We start from the raw sequence: 14,628 nt of genomic DNA, 5'->3' as shown, positions 1-14,628 counted from the left end.
CGCTCCGCGTCACGCAGAACGCTTACAGCGGCGCCGGCTGAATAATCTCAACCCAGTAAGCATCCGGGTCTTTGATGAACGCCAGGCTTTTCATGCGGCCATCGCTCAGGCGCTTCTGGAAATCACAGCCCAAGGCTTCAAAACGCTCGCAAGCGGCGACAATATCCGGCACCGAAATGCAGATATGGCCAAAGCCACGCGGGTCAGTATTGCCGTTGTGGTAAGCAAAGTCGGCGTCGTTTTCGGTGCCGTGGTTGTGGGTCAGTTCGAGGATGCCAGGGATCGACTTCATCCACTGCGTGCGCGCGGCGGCGTCGGCTGGAATCTGGGCCTTGTCCACCAGGGCCAGAAAGTAGAGGCTGAATTCGGCTTCCGGGAAGTCACGCTTTTCAACCAGGGAAAAGCCCAATACGCGGGTGTAGAAGTCCAGCGATTTGGTGATGTCCTTGACCCGCAGCATGGTGTGGTTGAACACGAAGTTCGACGTGGCGGTGTCAGGTTGGGCGGTGACGCCCGGGAAAGTGTTCAGATCGTGCAGGCTCATGGGCCCTCCAGAAAAAATGGGGCAAACGCGACTCGTGACTTGAGTGGTCCCTTGGCTTGCGGCCGGCATCCGTGCCGCACCGCCATGATACGCAAGCGTTGCCGGCCGAGCCAAATGAAAAAGGTTACTCAGCCCTTGCGAGCCAAGGGTGTCAGGCTCAAACTTCGACGCTTGAACCTTGGGTGTTTTCTTGATGATTGAATTTCGTAAGCCGTTGTTGAGCGCTGTATGTGTGTTGCTGGGCAGCCCCTTTGTGTTGGCGGCCGACCCGGAAATTCATTGGCCCAGCGGCTGGCAAGTCGAGGAAGTAGTGCCCGACGACGAAGCGCCGGTAAAACCTCAGGCGGTGTCCCGCCAACGCGCAATCAAGAATGATGAAAACGGCAACACCTTGATGGTCATGGAGTTGACCGGTACACCGATTGAGGCGGGCTATAAAGTTAATCTTCAAGGCGTACTGCTGGAAATGCGCAAATCCATCCAGAAGGATTTTGCCGGCAGCGGTTATCAAAGCGTGTGCACCAAAATGCACACCAGCACATTGAGCCGTCTTGAAGCGCTGGAAACTACTTGCTTGATTACCGAGAACGGTCGGCACATATTGTCACAAACATTGGTCGGCGCAGTTGATAGCGATAAAGCCTATGTCTTTTCCTTCGCCGGTCAGGCCGAGGCCTATGAAGCCAGTAAGGCTGAAGTCAGTTCAGTGCGTGATAGCCTTAAACTTTGAACGGGTTATCTCACTCGTTTTTGAACAAAGTGAACACTTGATTAAGTTCGTTTTCGAAGCAAAAAAAAACCCCGCATCAGCGGGGTTTTTGCAGCGTCTTTTGATCAGCCGCGCAACCAGGAATCTACTGTGGCAGCGCCATACTGTTCTTTCCAGGCTTTCAGGCCGCGGTGGTTGCCGCCTTTGGTTTCGATCAGTTCGCCGGTGTGTGGGTTGTGGTAAACCTTGACCACACGTGCGCGGCGCTGTTTTGGTGCGGCGGCAGCAGCGCTGGCTTTGCCAGGGTTAGGATCAAGGATCGAGATGATGTCGCGCAGGCTTTTGCCGTAGTGCTTCATCAGCCCTTGCAGCTTTTCTTCGAATTCGATTTCTTTTTTCAGGCCGGCGTCGTTCTTCAAGGATTCCAGCTGAGCCAGCTGTTCTTGAAGGGCTTTTTCTGCTGCGCGAAATTCGGCGAGTCTGGACAAAATCTGTACTCCAATAGTGTAGTTGGCTGATATCAACTGCAGATAAAGCGTGTAAGCCAGGAGCTTTAAGGTAACTCAAAGAAAGAGGCCTTTCTGCGAGTTCAGCACAGGCAGGAAAAATTGTAGTAGTTAATGCCGCGCGAGTAAATCACGGCGTTACCTAAATAAGATTATTTCATCCAGCGCACTAGATGGCTATTCAATGGCTGCTCAGCGACTTAATGAATTCCTCACAGGGCAACGGCCGGCCGAACAGGTAGCCCTGCAGGAAATCCACACCTTGGGCCGCCAGGTATTCGCATTGCTCTGCTGTTTCCACGCCCTCGGCGACAATACCCAGGTCCAGCTTGCCGCTGAGTTCTATGATGCTGTCCAGAATATGCCGTGAGAGTGCATCGGCGCCAATCATGGCGACAAAACTTTGATCGATTTTCAAGTAGTCGACGTTGAAGTTGCGTAAGTAACCCAGGCTGGAGTGGCCGGTTCCGAAGTCATCAATCGCGATCATCACCCCCAGTTGATGCAGGGCGTCGAACAGGCGGGCGGTGGTGTCGGTAGGCTGAATCAGTTCACGTTCGGTCAACTCCAGTACCAGCGTCACCTGGCCGGGGGCGAACGCAGCGAGAAACTCCCGGCAGTCCTGCACCAGGTCGAGGTCCTGGCAGTGACTGGCGGTGATGTTCACGCCGATATGGAAGCCCGGGGTGAAGCGCCCGGCATGCGGGGCCAGTTGCGCAGCGGTCTGGCGTAGCAACGAGCGGGTCATCGGCACGATCAGGCCAGAATGTTCGGCCAACGGTATAAACAGGTCAGGGCGAACCAGGCCTTCCTTCGGGTGCCGCCAGCGCATCAATACTTCACAGCCGGCCCATTCGCGGGTGTCGCCACGCACCACTGGCTGGAAATACGGAATGAATTCATTGGCCCCCAATGCCCGCTGCAACTCATGGGTCGGCGCGGACGAGCGCTTTTGCAGCCAGTGCGCCAACACGCCCGCCAGCACACCAAAGAACACCAGCAGACTGAACAGCGCCGGGTAGCGCGCCTCCATGTACCGCCAGACCTCACCGACAGGCATGCCGGCATCGACGCTGTACGGGTAACGCTCAGAGTTCAGGTGCTGATGGGCCACTGCAAACTGCGGCATTGCAGTGGTGTGCACCTTGCCGTCAGCGTCCAGCCAGTTGGCTCCCACTTGCAGGATCAGGTGTGCGTAGCGGCTGATCAGGCGCAAGGCGTTGGTCAGGTGATAGCCGTCAACCGAGGCAAACGCGGCTTTATCGCCATCGACCAGGCGGTAAACCAACAACGCGGTATCGGGCGTTACCGGGTTGCCGTTCATCAACCACAGCGTGCCCGCTACGTAATCGTCCGGGTTGACCGGTGACTGGTAGCTGCCGCCGAACAACGAGCTGCAATAGATGTTTTTTTGCCAGGACAAGGTCGTTGCCCGCACAAAGGGGCGCCGCGTGACCTGTTCGCGCAGTGCCAGTTGCGCGCCGTTGTCGCACGGTTGGCCGGCCAGCGGCAGCAATGCCTGGGCGGCGAGGGCGGTGTTGTCGAGCATTAAATCGAATTGGCGCACAGCCTCCAGCGCGGTTTGGGCGGTGCTTTGCTCAAGGGTGCGTTCGGCTTGCCAATGAAGAATCACAACCCCCAATAAAACGGGAACCAGGCCGCAGACACTGCTGATGAGCGCGCGTGCAGTTCGGCTTCGGGGGCCTTTGGCAGTGAGGGGCATAGAGGCAGCCAATAACAGAATAAAAAGACGGGTGTGTGCCGATGATAGTTGGCATTGCGTAGTGCCGCTCACTTGTTTGGCGCGAATTGACCTAGCCGTTCGGTCAGTTGTTGCGATTGTCTCAACTTGGCAAGATAAACATCGTTGCAAAAAGTAAGAGACTTCGGAGCACCGACCCTTCCAGCCTCTCTCTCAGCCGTTTCAGCCCACTTCTGGCGGGACGGTCGACCCTCGTCTTTCAATTGTTGAAATTCGTTTCGTAACCCGTTAACGCTACTTGATAAGGAATTACCTGCAATGAACAACATCCGATTGGCCGCTGCTTTCCTGGCTGCTACCGGCGTCGTCGCGCTGCCTGCTTTTGCCGCAGACGGTACCATCAGCCTGACCGGTGAAATCACCGGCACCACCTGCAGTATCAGTGGCGGGGCAGGCTCCGCGCCTGGCGCCAGCCCGAACTTCGCCGTTGTGCTCAACAAGGTCCAGGCCAGCGCGCTCAAGGCAAAAGGCCAGACGGCCGGCACCACCCCATTTGTTGTGCGTGTGGGTGCGTGCCCCAAGGATACGACGGTGGCGGTGTTGTTCGAGAGCAGCAGCCCGGCGATCAACCCGGCTACCGGCAACTTGAAGAATCAAGCGCCGGCCAAACCAGTGCCTGCCAGCCTGGTTGAGGTGCAGATTGTCGACGGCACTACCCAAAAGCCTATGGACCTGCGCCTGGCACTCAATTCGAGCAGTGCAAAAGTCCCCGACAACGGTGAGGTGTCGCTGCCGTTCGCCGCGCAGTACTTCGCCACCGGCGCCGCAACCCCAGGCCCGGTAAGTACGCAGGTGCTGTATTCCGTCACGTTTCCCTGAACAAGGCCCGGAGCCTGGCGGTTCGCCAGGCACTGGACAGCGCCTTGGAGGACCGCCCCATGCTTGCCCGACTCATGTTCGCAATTGCCTTGCTGCTCGCCATTTCGATGGTTAGCGGATGGCCATCCGTTGCCCATGCCGGTGTAGTGATCGATGGCACGCGGCACATTTACCCGCAACAGCGTCGCGAAATCACCTTGCGCCTGACCAACGACGACGAACGGGCTCCGCGCCTGGTCCAGGTATGGCTGGATCAGGGTGACCCGGCGTCAGACCCTTCTAACAGCGAGGTGCCTTTCAGCCTTTCGCCGCCGGTGTTTCGCCTGAACCCGCAGAAAAGCCAGGCCGTGCGCCTGGTCTACACCCAAGAGCCACTGCCGGCTGATCGGGAATCGTTGTTTTGGCTGAATGCGCTGGAGATCCCGCCCAAGGTCAACACCGAGGCCGATGCAGAGGTTGGCCCGGCGAATCACCTGCAATTCGCCTTTCGTATCCGTACCAAAGTGTTTTTTCGCCCCGCCGATCTGCCTGGCAGCCCGAACGAAGCGCACACGCAATTACGCTGGTCCTTGCGCCGCAGTACCCAGGGGACGCTGCTGGACGTGCACAACCCATCGGCCTATCACGTGACATTCAACGAGGTGGCGTTGGCCATGGGCCCGCAGCAAGACGCGCCGCTGCTGCCGGCGGAAGAGGGCATGGTGCCGCCAGGCGGCAACCTGACCCTGAGGGTGCACAAGGCCGTGCGGCCCATCCCTGCGGATGCCCGGGTGCATTTCAAATACATCAATGACTACGGCACGTTTTCCGCGCCGCAGCGTGCTCCTCTGAAGTTCTGACTATGCCTGCCTTGTTGCCATTCACGTTTTGCCAAGGCACTGCCTGGCTGTTTTCCCACCCTCGGCTGGTGCTGTTGTTCGGCCTGCTGAGCACGCTCGTGTTATCGGCCGAGGCTGCCCCGTTATTGTTTGACCTGGAGGCCTTTACCAGCGGTGTGTCCAGCCCGGCGGATCTCTCACGCTTCAATACCAGCAATGTGTTGACGCCAGGGGTTTATCGCGTTGACGTGATACTCAACGGGCAATCGCTGGGCCGTCGCCCGATCACCTTCGTAAACCTGGACAAACAGGACGCTGCGCAACCCTGTGTGAGCGCGCAACAACTGGCCGAACTCGGAGTAGTACTGCGCAAGTTCGAGGCAGGCGCCGAGGGGGATTGTCGCGATTTCGCCGCATGGATGCCCATGGCCAGCAGCCATGTCGATGTCGAGTCCCTGACCCTGGATGTCAGCATCCCGCAGGTCTACATCAATGGCTCCGCACGCGACTACATTGACCCCGCCCAATGGGACGCGGGCGTTGATGCCGCACTGCTCAATTACACCTACAGCGCCGCTGCGGTGACATCAGGTGCGGGTGAAGACCGCAGTTATCTTGGCCTCGACGGCGGGGTCAACCTGGGTGACTGGCGGTTGCGCCACCAGGGCGGGCAAGCCTGGGCTTCGCGAAGCAGCCACTTGCCTTATCAAGCCACGGCCACCTACTTGCAACGCGCCGTTTCAGCCTGGCAGTCGCAACTGACCGTAGGTGACAGTTTCAGCAGCGGTCAGATCCTTGATGGCGTGCGCGTGCGTGGCGTTACGCTGGCCACGGATAACCGTATGCTTGCGCCGTCGCAACAAGGCTATGCGCCTCAGGTGCGCGGCGTTGCCGACAGCAATGCCACGGTGACGGTGCGCCAGAACGGCTACACCCTTTACGAAACCACTGTGGTGCCTGGGCCTTTTGTGATCGATGATCTCTACCCCACGGGATACGGAGGCGACCTCGACGTCAGTGTCACCGAGGTAGACGGGCGACGCAGCACCTTTGTCGTGCCTTATTCGGTGGCCCCGCAACTGTTGCGTTACCGCGCCACACACTACAGCGCAACGGTGGGCCGGCTGCAGCAGCATGGTGTGAGTGATGCCAACGCTTCAGTGTTTCAAGGCACGCTGCAACATGGGCTAGTCGATAACCTCACCGTTTATGGCGGCGCCACGCTTTCCCAGGGCTATAGCCAAGGCAAGGCGGGCCTGGCGATGAGTACGCCTGTTGGTGCATTCGCCTTGGACACTACCCACTCGCGCACACAGGTGCAGGGGCAAGCCCTGGCCCACGGACAAAGCCTTGGCCTGGCCTACAACAAGAATGTGCCGTTTTCGGGAACGCATTTTGCACTCGGCGCCTATCGCTTCTCGACCGATGGCTACCTGAACCTGCCGGACGCATTGAATGTGCGCGACCTGGGCCGTCATGGTGGGAATCTGGACAGCTATGCCCGGCAAAAGAGCCGCCTGGACCTGACGATCAGCCAGCAGCTGGGGGAGGGCACCCTGAGTTTGTATGGCAGCTCCACTGACTACTGGGCCGGGCAGCAAGGGCGCCAGACGTCGTTCACCGCCAGTTATGGGGCCAGTTGGAAGTCGCTGAGTTGGAACCTCTCGGCGCAGCGTTCGAGAGTCAGCGAGCTGTATCGGGCGAGCGACCGCGAACGCGGTGAGGATATTTTCTTCGGCCGCTCGACGCGAACCGAACGCGTTGAGAATCACTGGGTGCTGAGCCTCTCCATGCCATTGGGCGAGGGCACGCGCGCACCGACCCTGAGCAGTTCACTGTCGCGGGATGCAGGTGAGTCGCGCGGCAGTCAGCAACAAGTCGGCATCAATGGTTTGTTGGGGGATACGGCGCACACCCATTACGGGTTGGTCGGCAGTCGCGGCACCGGCGATCACGGCGGCTCAAGCTTCAACGCTTACGCGGGCTATCGCAGTAACGCAGCCAACCTGCGCGGCGGTTATGGCCAGCGCCAGGGCAATGCGCAAGTGTCCATGAGCGTCGACGGCGGCCTGATCGCCCACAGCGGTGGCGTCACCCTGGCGCAAAACCTCGGTGAAGCTTCGGCGCTGGTGTATGCGCCGGATGCCCAGGGAGCGCAGCTCGGCGGTTCCGGGGTGCGTATCGACAAGCAGGGTTATGGGGTCATGCCTTCTTTGCGGGCGTACCAGCCCAACGCCGTGGACATCGACCCGCAAGGCATGCCCATGGACGTGGAATTAAAGGAGTCGAACCGTTCCGTGGTACCGACCCTGGGCGCAATATCGCTGGTCAAATTCGAGACCGTCAGCGGCCGGGCGGTAGTGATCAAAGCCACCCACCCGAACGGCAGACCCCTGCCGTTCGCAGCCCAGGTATTTGACGAGCAGGGCAACGAAGTCGGGGTGGTTGGCCAGGCGGGCAAGGCTTTTGTACGCGGGGTTGCCGACCACGGCAGGCTGACCGTGCAGTGGGCTGAGGCGGCGGGCGAGCGGTGTTTCATTCGTTACCATCTACCTGCCCGTGAACCCGGTCGCCGCCAGGAAAATACAGATCAATTGGTCAGCCAGTGTCGCTATGAGGAGAACACCTGATGAGTCACACGATGAACGGTGCTCAACGCTTCACGATCAGGTTTTCCGGCGTCGTCGCACTGCTGAGCGGCTGGGCTTTCGCAATGCCTGCCCAAGCGCACTTTGGTAATGCTGGCGATTGTTCGCCCCAGGCAAACCTGAATGTCTCGATTGCGCCCATCACCTTGCAGGGCCACGTACAGATCGGGCAGGCCCTGGGCGCGGCAAACGGCTACGACTTCGATAGTGGCAATGGCTATGTAATGCGCTGTCAATACAAGGATTGGCCTATCGAACAACCCGTGACAGCGAACATAAGCATAGTCAATTCGCCGGCTACGGGGATCACGTTCAGTGCGTCCGGCCTCTCGATGCCGGTCTACGCCACCAACCTGCCCGGAGTGGGATTCGCGGTGATGGCCAGGGACCCCGGCCAGCCTTTTCACCCACTCCATCACGGCACCACGGCGTTATTAACCGTCAAACACAACAGGCCCAATGGGTGGGGGCTCCAGGGGCGGATCTACCTGGTGGCCACCGGTCCTGTCTCGGCCGGCACGATCACTGCGCGAACGTTTGCCAACTACACGCTGACCAATGTCACGACCTCAGGCCCGGGCTACGCTTCGGTAAGCCTGAGCAACGCGGTCATAGCGCCGCCGCTGCGGCCTACCTGCCATGTTTCGACACCTTCGGTTGTCATGCCGATGGGGCCTGTGGCCAGCCGTGATTTCACGGGCGTAGGCAGCTACGCCGCAAGCGTGAGCCATAACATCAGGCTGGACTGTGCCGGGGGAACCGGTGGTAGCCTGGATATCTGGGTCACGGTGACCGACCAGACTAACCCCGCAAATCGCGGCAATCAGTTGTCGCTGACGCGTACTTCGACAGCCAAGGGTGTGGCAATACAGCTGTTGAGTGGCCCCTCAGTGCTCAACTATGGCGCCGACTCTTCAGCCGTCGACAACCTGAACCAATGGCGGGTGACAAGTACGAGCAACGGCACTATCACGATCCCTTTGACTGCTCGTTATGTGCAAACCGAAAAAATGATCCGACCCGGTACGGCCAACGGGTTGGCTTCGTTCACCATGAGTTATCGGTGAGTGCCGGTGTGTTGCAGCCCTTGCGCGAGTGTGAGGAACGCAAGGGCAGCAGGTGAGGCCTGGCGCCGGTCCAACACCGCCAGGCCGATCCGGCGCGGCACCGGCGGTGATAATGGCCGTGCCACATAACGACTGTCGACACGTTCGGGCAACGATGCCTGCGCCACGATGCTCAACCCGTCGCCACGGCTGACGGCTTCCAGCGTACTGAGCAATTGGGCACAGCGATACCGCACGTTGGGCCGCAAACGCGCGTCGCTGAACAAGCGCATCACCAGCTCTGATGAGCCGGCTTCGGTGAGAATGAACGGATCGTCACACAGCGCTTGCAAAGGTACTGATGTGCTGGCAACCAGCGCATGGGTGGCCGGCAACAACACGACAAGCTGATCCTCGAACAACGCCACGGTGTCGAAACGCTCACTGTCTGTTGGCGTGTCGGCGAGCACCACAAAACCCACGTCGACACGCCGCTCGTCCAGCCACTGGATGACTTGCCGGTCTGGCCCCTCGTCCACATGCACTTCAATGCCCGGGTAGGCCTGCCGAAAATGGCTGAGGATTGTCGGCAACAAGCGCACCGACGCAGTGGGGCCGAAGGAGCCGATGCGCAAGGTGCCGCGTTTCATGCCACGGGCGTCGGCGGCTTCCTGCTGTAACGTCGCGGCCAGGCCGAGCATAGCACGGGCGCGCCCGAGTAATTGCGCGCCGATATCGCTCAGCTCCACCAACGTCTGGTGGCGCCGAAACAATTCCACGCCCAGCTCCTGCTCCAAGGCCTTGACCGCATGGGACACCGCCGACTGGCTGATACCCAGGCGGTGCGCCGCACTGGTGAAACCTTGCAGCTCGGCCACCAGTGAAAAAATTTCCAGTTGGGTCAAGGTCATGAGTAAAGGCTCATTTTACGATTACTGAACATTAGTCGAAGAATATGCCAACCCTGCCACCTGTCGAGCAACTGCTAATGCATCATTCATCTGATCGCCTCACCTACCTGAAGCTCGCCGCTGTGACCATGATCTGGGGTGGCACCTTTGTCGCCGGGCGCTACCTGGCCCATCAAGTAGACCCGCTGCTGGCCGCCAGCCTGCGGTTTATCCTGGCCAGCCTGGCGCTGCTGCTGTTTATGCTGTGTGCACGCATCCCGCTGGCGCGGCCACGTCCCCGGCAACTGCTACGTCTGGCAGTGCTGGGTTTTTTCGGGATCTTTTTCTACAACCTGTGTTTTTTCTACGGCCTGCAGTACATCAATGCCTCGCGCGCTTCATTGATCGTGGCGTTGAATCCGGCCGTGATCGGCCTGGCTTCCTGGTGGTTGTTCAAAGAGCGCCTCGGCGCTGCCAAGGTGCTGGGCATGGCGTTGTGCCTGGCTGGCGCTGCGGCGGTGATCGTCAGTCGTAACCCGCAACTGCTGCAAGGTGCATCGAGTACCTGGCAGGGCGACGTGCTGGTGTTTGGCTGTGTGCTGGGGTGGGGGATTTACTCGTTGTTTTCCCGCGCGTTGAATCAAAGCCTGGGGCCATTGCAAACCGTCACGTGGTCAGTATTGCTCGGCACCCTGATGCTGACACTGGCCACCGCGCTCACCAGACGCTTCACCGTACAAGGGGTCGTCAGCCTGCACTGGCCGCAGGTTGTGAGCCTGTTGTATTTGGGTGTGCTCGGCTCCGCGCTGGCGTACATCGGCTATTACGATGGCATCCGGCGTATCGGCGCGACCCGCGCGGGCGTGTTCATCGCGCTTAACCCGCTGACGGCGGTGATCTGCGGCGCGCTGCTGCTCGGCGAACAACTGACGTTACCCATGGCGCTGGGTGGCGCGGTGATCCTGTTGGGCATCTATCTGTGCAACAAACCCCTTGCGCAGCCCAGGGCAATAGGGATTTGATGAGAGTGCGGACAAATACTGTTACGCTGTGTAGAATCGATTTACGCATACAAGAATATGGACTTGCGCTCACGCAAGCCTCGGCCGTCAGAGACTGATGTAATCATGAAGCTACTCGGCTCCCCCCTGATCTTTGGTGACTTCCTCGCCCGCAGCGTGCGGGGTCTCTCGTGCGCGCCACCCTGCAACCTCATCCTTGCCTGTATTTGACTGCTTGCTACTTACAAGAATGATGAGGTGCCGAAATGGCCGACCAATACGAAAACCCGATGGGCCTGATGGGCTTTGAATTTATTGAATTCGCATCGCCGACTCCAGGCACCCTGGAGCCGATCTTCGAGATCATGGGCTTCACCAAAGTCGCGACCCACCGCTCCAAGAATGTGCACCTGTATCGCCAGGGCGAGATCAATCTGATCCTCAACAACCAGCCCGACAGCCTGGCGTCGTACTTTGCCGCCGAACACGGCCCGTCGGTGTGTGGCATGGCGTTCCGCGTCAAAGACTCGCAGCAAGCCTACAACCGCGCGCTGGAACTGGGCGCCCAGCCGATTCATATCGAAACCGGCCCGATGGAACTCAACCTGCCAGCCATTAAAGGCATTGGCGGTGCGCCGCTGTACCTGATCGACCGTTTCGGTGAAGGCAGCTCGATTTATGACATCGACTTCGTGTACCTCGAAGGTGTCGACCGCAATCCGGTAGGAGCAGGCCTCAAGGTCATCGACCACCTGACCCACAATGTGTATCGCGGCCGCATGGTCTACTGGGCCAACTTCTACGAGAAACTGTTCAACTTCCGTGAAGCACGCTACTTCGATATCAAGGGTGAATACACCGGCCTCACGTCCAAGGCCATGAGTGCCCCGGACGGCATGATCCGCATCCCGCTGAACGAGGAATCGTCCAAAGGTGCCGGCCAGATCGAAGAGTTCCTGATGCAGTTCAACGGCGAGGGCATCCAGCACGTGGCGTTCCTCACCGAAGACCTGGTCAAGACCTGGGATGCGCTGAAGAAGATCGGCATGCGCTTCATGACTGCGCCGCCGGACACCTACTACGAAATGCTCGAAGGCCGCCTGCCAAACCACGGCGAGCCGGTGGACCAACTGCAGGCGCGCGGTATTTTGCTGGACGGCTCCTCGATCGAGGGCGACAAACGCCTGCTGCTACAGATTTTCTCGGAAACCCTGATGGGGCCGGTGTTCTTCGAATTCATCCAGCGCAAAGGCGACGATGGGTTTGGCGAGGGCAACTTCAAGGCACTGTTCGAGTCGATCGAGCGTGACCAGGTGCGTCGTGGTGTACTGACCACCGACTAAGCACAAAAAAGCCCGGCCGAGGTTAACCCCCGGCCGGGCTTTTTATTGCCTGCGCATCAGGCTTTGCGCTGACGCAGCAGATGCTTGAAACCTTCATACACCAGCACCATCACCGCCAGCCAGATCGGGATATACGTCAGCCACTGGCCGCCCTTGATGCCTTCGCCCAGCAACAAGGCCACGAACAGTAGCAACACAGGCTCCACATAGCTGAGCAAGCCGAACAGGCTGAAGGCCAATAAGCGGCTGGCGATGATGTAGCTCACCAGCGCCGAGGCACTGATCAAACCCAGCATTGGAATCAACGCATAGAGCTTGGGGTGCAGCTCGAGCACGGCAAAACCTTGTTCGCCATGCTGCACAAACCACCAGGCCACCGGCAGCATCAGCGCCATGTCCAGCCACAAGCCACCCAGGTGATCGGTGCTCAGGTATTTGCGTACCACGAAGTAGATCGGGTACCCAATGATTACCACCAGCGTGGCCCAGGAAAAACCACCGGCCTGGTACAACTCATTAAGCACCCCGAGCGCGGCAAAAAATACCGCGATCTGCTGCAAGCGCGACAAGCGTTCGCCGTAGACCAGGCGCCCGGTCAGCACCATGGTCAGTGGCAGCAGGAAATACCCCACCGACACATCCAGGCTGCGCCCGTTCAACGGTGCCCACATAAACAGCCATAACTGTACGCCCAGCAGGGCGGACGACAGCACCACGCCGCCGATCAGCCGCGGCCTGGCCGCCAGCATTCGCAGCAACTCCCACACGCGCCGCCATTCACCGCTGACGATCATGAACACCGTCATGCACGGCACGGTCAGCAGCATGCGCCAACCAAAAATCTCCAGGCCGCTCAAGGGCGTGAGCAGCGAGGTGAAGTAATACATCACGGCAAACAACACCGAGGCCAAGACCGATAAAACAACACCTTTAGACACACTGTCCTCGCGAAAGCTGATTTTTACAGAAGAAGGGGAACTTAGGTGGGGAATATAGGGTTCGTGACACTCTTTGTCACGCCGATTACAACATTTTAATGGAACACCTTCCTACCCCCGTGCCACACAAGTATGACTTTTCGCGGCTAGCATGACTGCGCTTGGTTTTGCATGGAAAGTTTTGCATGGCTTATTAATGCTCTGCAAAAAACATCAACTAATGGAAATAAGTTAGTAAGTGCGACTTTGGTGGGCGTCATCATTGCGTGATGATAACCATGGCTCTGGCAAGGAGTGATTCAGAGGGTTGCAGACTAAGACATTAGATAATGAGGTCCACTCTATGCATGGCATTTCCCCCTATTATGGCTCTTCACCTGCTACCTTCAACGGTTTGCCCGGCATTATAGGCAGGTTCGGCGAAAGCGTTGCGTTTCCGAAAGGTGACACACCGTCCTGGAAAAAACTTGAAACCTATAAGACTTTTTTCGAGTCGGTCGCCAGAGATAACAACAGCGGCGTACTCACGGCGGACGGTAAGGAATTACTGGACGCGGTTGCCTCTCCAGATACTTCTAAACAACCTCGCGTCAGTGCTTATTGCTTCAACGTGGGTCCTTATTCGGCCAGGGACAGTTTTATTGTCAAACGCGAACCGATCGTGCAGGGCGCCGTGAATTTTGTATTGTGGATGCCGGAGAAGGACTTTAAATCAAGTTATGAGTTTAACAGTTATCAGGCAATCGACGATTTTCTGAAAAGTTTACCGAAAAAGACTGACGCCTTTAACGCGTTTCTTGCCCATTTTGTCGACAAGACAGCGACTTCCCCTGTCAGAACAGCAGTACAGGCGCGTGCATCCGCAACGCAAGGCAGCGCACCCAATATGCTGATAGGACCAGGCCAGCAGATCGTAGGGAATGTGTTTGAGCACTTGGATCGAACCAGTGAAAACCCTACGACAATCAGGTTTGTCAACGGGCTTGTCAATCAGCAATTGGAATCGGTCGATCACGGCAGGCCGACCTTTAGCGGCGTGCGGCCCAATGGAGAGAAAGTGGTCTATCGGTACGACTTTCACGGCAACTTGCTGGGTTCGGGTGACAAGGGGAATTTTTACTTCCTTAAAAATGGCGCCCATAGTCAATTGCCACTGGTTCCCATCACATTGCCACAACTAAGAGAGCTCGTCTTCAGGGGCAATGGTGATCTGAACTCTGTGGTCAACGCCTTCGCCAATTTTCTAGAAAGTCCATTTTCCGGGGTCTCAACGCTCCTGCAAGCGCTTGGAGTCGACAAAGCAACTGCCGATACCGTCGAACGCGGCCTGGATAACCCCGTCAATGCCGTGTTGCTTTTCTTGAATAAGAACAACGATATCGGCAGAGTATTCGGTCTGCCAAAAAGTGAAATGAACGCGATACTTACCAACTTTGCGACTGCCGCTCAGGGGTTTGTGCCTGGCTATGGTACTTACAGATCTGTCGCCGCCGTGCTGGCGAAGATATTAAAACAACAACCTGTGACACAAGAAGAGGCCAGAGAAGCCGCCCATGGGTTAGGTGTAAAAGCGGATATAAAACTATAACTCGGTAACCAACAAA

General features: G+C 58.2%; 13 protein-coding genes. 8 read left to right on the top strand and 5 right to left on the bottom strand.

Annotated features, from left to right (window positions below; genetic code table 11):
- Window positions 1-22 precede the first annotated feature (22 nt).
- Window positions 23-544, bottom strand: a complete 522-nt coding sequence (gloA, locus tag HX790_RS23695; protein WP_017135498.1) for a lactoylglutathione lyase — start codon at window positions 542-544, stop codon at window positions 23-25.
- A gap of 193 nt (window positions 545-737) precedes the next feature.
- Here gloA and HX790_RS23690 point away from each other — a divergent pair, with 193 nt between their 5' ends.
- Complete coding sequence (locus tag HX790_RS23690; RefSeq protein WP_176992314.1) at window positions 738-1,274, top strand: DUF4946 domain-containing protein; 537 nt, start codon at window positions 738-740, stop codon at window positions 1,272-1,274.
- 104 nt (window positions 1,275-1,378) lie between these two features.
- On the opposite strand, the gene HX790_RS23685 is transcribed toward HX790_RS23690, so the two are convergent.
- Window positions 1,379-1,741: a histone-like nucleoid-structuring protein, MvaT/MvaU family gene (locus HX790_RS23685; RefSeq protein ID WP_017135500.1), complete on the bottom strand. Its 363-nt coding sequence runs from the start codon at window positions 1,739-1,741 to the stop codon at window positions 1,379-1,381.
- Between the two features lie 199 nt (window positions 1,742-1,940).
- Complete coding sequence (locus HX790_RS23680) at window positions 1,941-3,482, bottom strand: EAL domain-containing protein (RefSeq protein ID WP_017135501.1); 1,542 nt, start codon at window positions 3,480-3,482, stop codon at window positions 1,941-1,943.
- A gap of 297 nt (window positions 3,483-3,779) precedes the next feature.
- On the opposite strand from HX790_RS23680, the gene HX790_RS23675 reads away from it, so the two are divergent.
- Genes HX790_RS23675 through HX790_RS23660 form a run of 4 tightly spaced genes read left to right on the top strand, consistent with a single transcriptional unit; the run spans window position 3,780 to window position 8,873 of the window.
- Window positions 3,780-4,340, top strand: a complete 561-nt coding sequence (locus tag HX790_RS23675; RefSeq protein ID WP_017135502.1) for a fimbrial protein — start codon at window positions 3,780-3,782, stop codon at window positions 4,338-4,340.
- Between the two features lie 59 nt (window positions 4,341-4,399).
- On the top strand, window positions 4,400-5,179 hold the full coding sequence (locus HX790_RS23670; RefSeq protein WP_017135503.1) for a molecular chaperone: 780 nt from the start codon (window positions 4,400-4,402) through the stop codon (window positions 5,177-5,179).
- 2 nt (window positions 5,180-5,181) lie between these two features.
- Entirely contained in the window at window positions 5,182-7,788 is a 2,607-nt protein-coding gene (locus HX790_RS23665) for a fimbria/pilus outer membrane usher protein (protein ID WP_176992264.1), read from the top strand.
- Window positions 7,788-8,873 (top strand): fimbrial protein, encoded by a 1,086-nt coding sequence (locus HX790_RS23660; RefSeq protein WP_099549860.1) that lies wholly within the window; start codon window positions 7,788-7,790, stop codon window positions 8,871-8,873. Before HX790_RS23665 ends, HX790_RS23660 begins: the two co-directional genes overlap by 1 nt.
- Here the strand turns inward: HX790_RS23660 and HX790_RS23655 are convergent.
- Window positions 8,864-9,763, bottom strand: a complete 900-nt coding sequence (locus HX790_RS23655; protein ID WP_017135506.1) for a LysR family transcriptional regulator — start codon at window positions 9,761-9,763, stop codon at window positions 8,864-8,866. The genes HX790_RS23660 and HX790_RS23655 overlap by 10 nt on opposite strands.
- Window positions 9,764-9,840: 77 nt before the next feature.
- Here HX790_RS23655 and HX790_RS23650 point away from each other — a divergent pair, with 77 nt between their 5' ends.
- Together HX790_RS23650 and hppD are read left to right on the top strand one after the other, a co-directional pair.
- Window positions 9,841-10,764, top strand: coding sequence for a DMT family transporter (locus HX790_RS23650; protein WP_169985907.1), 924 nt, complete (start codon window positions 9,841-9,843; stop codon window positions 10,762-10,764).
- A gap of 245 nt (window positions 10,765-11,009) precedes the next feature.
- Window positions 11,010-12,086, top strand: coding sequence for a 4-hydroxyphenylpyruvate dioxygenase (hppD, locus tag HX790_RS23645; RefSeq protein ID WP_017135508.1), 1,077 nt, complete (start codon window positions 11,010-11,012; stop codon window positions 12,084-12,086).
- A gap of 56 nt (window positions 12,087-12,142) precedes the next feature.
- On the opposite strand, the gene rarD is transcribed toward hppD, so the two are convergent.
- Window positions 12,143-13,024, bottom strand: coding sequence for an EamA family transporter RarD (rarD, locus tag HX790_RS23640; RefSeq protein WP_017135509.1), 882 nt, complete (start codon window positions 13,022-13,024; stop codon window positions 12,143-12,145).
- A 343-nt stretch (window positions 13,025-13,367) separates the two neighbouring features.
- Between rarD and HX790_RS23635 the strand changes: the two genes are divergently transcribed.
- On the top strand, window positions 13,368-14,612 hold the full coding sequence (locus HX790_RS23635) for a hypothetical protein (protein ID WP_169985909.1): 1,245 nt from the start codon (window positions 13,368-13,370) through the stop codon (window positions 14,610-14,612).
- Window positions 14,613-14,628 lie beyond the last annotated feature (16 nt).

Source organism: Pseudomonas sp. IPO3747 (assembly GCF_013385245.1).
Classification (GTDB): Bacteria; Pseudomonadota; Gammaproteobacteria; order Pseudomonadales; family Pseudomonadaceae; genus Aquipseudomonas; species Aquipseudomonas edaphica.
Note: the sequence above shows the minus strand (reverse complement) of the source record. Positions and strands in the feature narration are given on the sequence as shown.

Coding starts and splice junctions, on each gene's coding strand:
- gloA (WP_017135498.1), bottom strand. CDS start 544: ATGAGCCTGCACGATCTGAACACTTTCCCGGGCGTCACCGCCCAACCT.
- HX790_RS23690 (WP_176992314.1), top strand. CDS start 738: ATGATTGAATTTCGTAAGCCGTTGTTGAGCGCTGTATGTGTGTTGCTG.
- HX790_RS23680 (WP_017135501.1), bottom strand. CDS start 3,482: ATGCCCCTCACTGCCAAAGGCCCCCGAAGCCGAACTGCACGCGCGCTC.
- HX790_RS23675 (WP_017135502.1), top strand. CDS start 3,780: ATGAACAACATCCGATTGGCCGCTGCTTTCCTGGCTGCTACCGGCGTC.
- HX790_RS23670 (WP_017135503.1), top strand. CDS start 4,400: ATGCTTGCCCGACTCATGTTCGCAATTGCCTTGCTGCTCGCCATTTCG.
- HX790_RS23665 (WP_176992264.1), top strand. CDS start 5,182: ATGCCTGCCTTGTTGCCATTCACGTTTTGCCAAGGCACTGCCTGGCTG.
- HX790_RS23660 (WP_099549860.1), top strand. CDS start 7,788: ATGAGTCACACGATGAACGGTGCTCAACGCTTCACGATCAGGTTTTCC.
- HX790_RS23655 (WP_017135506.1), bottom strand. CDS start 9,763: ATGACCTTGACCCAACTGGAAATTTTTTCACTGGTGGCCGAGCTGCAA.
- HX790_RS23650 (WP_169985907.1), top strand. CDS start 9,841: ATGCATCATTCATCTGATCGCCTCACCTACCTGAAGCTCGCCGCTGTG.
- hppD (WP_017135508.1), top strand. CDS start 11,010: ATGGCCGACCAATACGAAAACCCGATGGGCCTGATGGGCTTTGAATTT.
- HX790_RS23635 (WP_169985909.1), top strand. CDS start 13,368: ATGCATGGCATTTCCCCCTATTATGGCTCTTCACCTGCTACCTTCAAC.